Below are 3,856 nucleotides of genomic sequence, written 5' to 3'. Positions count from 1 at the left end.
GGGGGGTGTGGAAACAAGAACCACGGTCCAGCCGCTAAGGCACCGCCAAACGAAAGGGGCGGTAACAGATATGCTGGGCCTAAAGTTCACTGCGCCACACTCCTACTCTACCAGCTTTCTTTCTACGGCGGCGATGGATTGCTTCGCTCAATCGAGCGCGCGTTAGCGCGCCCGATTGGCTCGCAACGACGAGCCAAAATATGCACCCTGCCGGCCATCATGAGGGAGGCACTTATCGCGCATCACAAACCGTAGTCATCGCCCGGCTTGACCGGGCGACCCAGCAATCACAGGCGTCAGCGTCTCATCTCATAAGCGAGTGGGAGCGCGGCGAAAAGAAGCCGAGCGGCCCCTCGTTGAAACTGCTCACGATCATCAAGGCGCGAGGGATCGACGCCATCGCATGATTGACGCCGCGACGAGGTCATGGGCTCCCCTCCCTACACGCGGGTCGCGCGTGGCGGGAGGGAGTCTGCCCCGGACTTTGATCCGTGGTCGGGGGGGTCGACGCACAATTACCGTCCGCCCTTGCCCGGCGGCACCTCGCCCAAGGCCGAGATCGCGCAACCGCGGCCGGCAATCGCGACTGTCAGCCGCGCACCGCGCTCTTTCTTACCCTCCCCTGGAGGGGGAGGGTCGCTCGCCTGGACGAAGCAACGCTTCGCCCAGGCGAGCGGGGTAGGGTGACAGTCTATCTCCGGCGGCGGTGCTTCATTGGCTCGCCTCCCGCGAACCGAGCGCGTGCCAGTAGGGCGCCCACAAGGGTCGCCCCTACGTGATGTCGATCCCGTAGGGGCGACCCTTGTGGTCGCCCTGCTTCGGCGCCTCCGCATCCAGCCTGGTTCGTCCAAGGGAGGCGCCGTCTGAACTTACGCCCCGGCCTCCCGGCGTTCTCGACCATCAAACGAGGGCGGACGGAATGTCCGTTCGGGCGAAGTCGTCACCCTTGAATAGGAGGGGCTGGGCACGCACCTTCGCCAGTGCATAAACAGCACAATCGACGAGATTCAACTGAGCCGGATGCCCTTGTCCCTTGCCGAAACGGCGGAACGCATCGAAGGCTTCCCTTGCCATTTCGTCGTCGAACGGCACCACGGCAATCCCGGCCTTCTCCAGCAGTTCGTCGAACAGACCTACCGCGTCCGGTCCCAGACGCGTGAAGAGAACGACCTTGGTTTCCAAGACGGCGACCGAAGAAATCAACAAGCTCCTGGCGCCAAGCATCGCCGCCCGAAAACGCGGGCTGTCCTGTTCATTGGTGATGGTCGCGATAATCGCGGACGTATCCAGAACCATCAGGACGGCAATCCGCATCCGTCATAACCTACGATTTCGTCGACCGGACGGGGGTCCAGGACCCGCATGCGGGATGTCAGTTCGAAGAAGGAATCCATCGCAGCTTTTCTGTCCGCGGGCACTGGCGGCGCAACACGGGACAGCCGTTCCTCGATCGCTCGCTCAAGCGCGGTTTCCACGTCCTCGCCGGTCAGGCGGGCAAGACGCTGCGCGAGTTGATCAACCCTGGCGGATCGGATGTTCATGGGCCACTCATTCAGAGAACACCAACAAAATACCATCATTGGCGGCCGAGGTCACTGTCATTCCGCTGTCGTTCCGCTTTCGCTTTCCTGGACCCATTTGTGTCCGATCCGTGCAGTTCGGCGGACTGCCGGCGCCGCCGTGGGGGAGGAGCCTGCCCCCAGAATCAGGCCAGGTGCAACACCGGATGGTCGCACTGCCGCGCCGCGTATTCGAGTGCGGCGGTGATATCGCCTTCCTCCAGCAGCGGATAGTCTGCCAGGATTTCGGCGCGGTCAGCTCCGGCAGCCAGCAGGTCCAGCACGTCCCGCACGCGAATACGCAGACCGCGCAGACAGGGCCGGCCACCGCATTGGCCGGGATCGACGGTAATACGATGGATCTCGCTCATCTCAGGCTTCCTGATCGGGACATCATTTGATGTTTCGGGCAGCATAGCATATTTATCCGCGATACCGATCGCCGTCCTGATTGCCGCGCGGCCGACGCGCCGCAGCTTCGTTCGAAGTTTCCGCGCGCGAGCGCGACCTCGGCCCCTCAGCATGAGGGCACTTGATGGCATCAAAAACGGGTGTCATCGCCCGACTTGACCGGGCGACCTAGTAATCACAGGCGTCCGCGTCTCATCACAAACTTCGGCGTTTACTGGATCGCCCGGTCAAGCCGGGCGACGACAGTTGGGGGTGGCGCGGCGTCTCGAACCATGAGGCCTCGTCCTGCTGACCGCCTTAAGGGAAGCCGATCTGCAGGAAATCAATTGCAATGGCCGATATTAGCATCAAGCCGCCAAAGGCGCGCAGAGCCACCTTGCGGCAGCCATCCACCAAACGGCGGCCGGATTCCATCGCATCGGACTTTCGGACAAGGCGACGATGCGCGAGGTCGATGTCTGCTACAGAGCCGCCGGAACATGCACGAGGTGATCCGGCAAAAGCAAGCTCTCTCCGCGCCATTGGTAGGCCGTCAGGTATCCTTTCTCGGCAACGCTGAAATCGAGGCAGGCAGCGCTCGAGGATGTCAACCGCGGCTCGCCGTTCATCCAGTAATGACCGAATAAAACGGGCGTGTTCTCGCGATAGATGAAATCGACGGGAAGCGCCGAATCCGGCAATTCGCCGAGCCTGCCATCGACCCCGATGGCGGCCTTTCGGAAGGTGGTTGCGTCAAGGTCCCACCACTTGATGCGCACTTCATGCCGTTCGCGACCGTCCTTGTCCATAAAGGTCATGTCGGAGGGAAGCCGCTGCTCGGGGCCTTTCATCAGGATTTCCGCTGCTTGATAGGCGGGGGTGTCGCGTTGCAAGGCTTGCCGCAGTCCTGCTTCGGTGAAGCAATCTCTGCCATCAAGGCAGGGCCTTAATGCAAGCTGTGAAGGTTCGTACCAGCAGGCGTGGACGACGCGGAGGCCGGGCAGGTCCAGCCATACTGGCAGGCCTCGGAACCAGCTGATAGCATCATGATGGTCGGGCGATCCCTCGCCAAACTGCTGTAGAAACTTCCGGTGTTGTCCGAGGTTTGCCTCCGTATGCGCACGCAGGAAGCCGCCACGACCGTCAGGCGTCACCCAGCCGATGGCGTTGAACTCATGGTTGCCAAGCACGGCAAAGGCGGTATCAGCCTCGCACATGGCGCGCGTGATCTGCAGAACGTCCCGCTGCGCGGGGCCGCGATCGATAAAATCGCCAACAAAAATGACCCTGCGGGTTTCGTGCCGGAACGCACCGTCGAGCTCGGCATAGCCCATCTTGGCCAGCAATCGGCGAAGCGCATCGGCGTGGCCATGAATATCACCAATGACGTCATAGCCCTGCGCAGAATCGATCATTTCCACGAGGTGGTTACTGGATATCATTTCGCGATCGCACGCGAAGGGAGTCTGGCAATGCCGTGCCAGCCGGAAGCCAGCCAACTTCTCCATCGGGCCATCTGGCCCACTTCCAGCCGGTAACGGGGCTCAGCAACCAGTCACCGGGACGACAATCCGCGAGACGGCATTTGGCGCCGCTGGCGTCGATCATGGCTTTCGTTCCGCGCGGACCGTCCGGGTGCAGCCTTGGAGACGTGAATAGAACCGCGGGAATCGGGATTTGATCGGCCGGCGGCAGAGGCTGCGTGGCAGAGCCGTGCCGCCCGTCCATCCATTCGACGTCGACGAGGACATAGTCCGGCACCTCCGACCAAGGCACACCAGCCGAAGTTACCCCGCCTGAGGTGGTGCTGCTGGATTTGCGCGTCGCCATGAAAACACCTCCACCGGTTTCCCAAGGGAGGACTGACGGGCTGCGGCAACTCGGTGCTCTCCCAATTGGGACACTCA

Annotated in this window: 4 protein-coding genes; all 4 read right to left on the bottom strand. The window is 62.1% G+C overall.

The window, feature by feature from the left end:
* Positions 1-900: 900 nt before the first annotated feature.
* A complete protein-coding gene (locus ABSG20_RS31735; RefSeq protein WP_423868401.1) occupies positions 901-1,314 on the bottom strand; it encodes a type II toxin-antitoxin system VapC family toxin in 414 nt (137 codons plus the stop codon).
* Positions 1,296-1,541 (bottom strand): type II toxin-antitoxin system VapB family antitoxin, encoded by a 246-nt coding sequence (locus ABSG20_RS31730; protein ID WP_423868400.1) that lies wholly within the window; start codon positions 1,539-1,541, stop codon positions 1,296-1,298. Before ABSG20_RS31730 ends, ABSG20_RS31735 begins: the two co-directional genes overlap by 19 nt.
* Positions 1,542-1,705: 164 nt before the next feature.
* Complete coding sequence (locus tag ABSG20_RS31725) at positions 1,706-1,930, bottom strand: DUF433 domain-containing protein (RefSeq protein ID WP_423868399.1); 225 nt, start codon at positions 1,928-1,930, stop codon at positions 1,706-1,708.
* Positions 1,931-2,431: 501 nt separating this feature from the next.
* A complete protein-coding gene (locus tag ABSG20_RS31720; RefSeq protein WP_423868398.1) occupies positions 2,432-3,457 on the bottom strand; it encodes a metallophosphoesterase in 1,026 nt (341 codons plus the stop codon).
* Positions 3,458-3,856: the final 399 nt, after the last annotated feature.

The organism is Bradyrhizobium sp. (genome assembly GCF_049512235.1).
In the GTDB taxonomy this organism is placed as follows: domain Bacteria; phylum Pseudomonadota; class Alphaproteobacteria; order Rhizobiales; family Xanthobacteraceae; genus Bradyrhizobium.
This window is presented reverse-complemented; position numbering and strand designations above follow the sequence as displayed.

Coding starts and splice junctions, on each gene's coding strand:
- ABSG20_RS31735 (WP_423868401.1), bottom strand. CDS start 1,314: ATGCGGATTGCCGTCCTGATGGTTCTGGATACGTCCGCGATTATCGCG.
- ABSG20_RS31730 (WP_423868400.1), bottom strand. CDS start 1,541: ATGAACATCCGATCCGCCAGGGTTGATCAACTCGCGCAGCGTCTTGCC.
- ABSG20_RS31725 (WP_423868399.1), bottom strand. CDS start 1,930: ATGAGCGAGATCCATCGTATTACCGTCGATCCCGGCCAATGCGGTGGC.
- ABSG20_RS31720 (WP_423868398.1), bottom strand. CDS start 3,457: ATGGAGAAGTTGGCTGGCTTCCGGCTGGCACGGCATTGCCAGACTCCC.